At 42.6% G+C, this 265-nt stretch carries 1 protein-coding gene; it reads left to right on the top strand.

The features are described 5' to 3' along the window. Window positions 1–265: 3'-5' exonuclease (locus tag AAEZ06_RS27470; protein ID WP_350617276.1), on the top strand; the 265-nt coding region annotated here is incomplete at both ends.

The following is a 265-nucleotide window of genomic DNA, read 5'->3' as shown; positions in this document are numbered from 1 at the left end:
AGCCTGAAAACATGGCGCTGCTAAAAGAAGACTTTCCAAAGTTGAAAATCGTCATGCTTGAGCAAAATTATCGCTCGACTACCCGTATTTTGACCTCAGCCAACGCCGTTATTATGAATAACGAGCATTTATTCGAAAAGAAACTGTGGTCAGATAAAGGGCAAGGCGAAAAGATTCGCATTATTAATTGCCGTAATGACGACGATGAGTCTGAGCGCGTGGCAAAAGAGATTGTCACGCATAAGCTACGTTTCGGTAATGAGTG

The organism is Pseudomonas sp. HY7a-MNA-CIBAN-0227 (assembly GCF_040310325.1).
Lineage (GTDB): Bacteria > Pseudomonadota > Gammaproteobacteria > Pseudomonadales > Pseudomonadaceae > Aquipseudomonas.
Note: the sequence above shows the minus strand (reverse complement) of the source record. Positions and strands in the feature narration are given on the sequence as shown.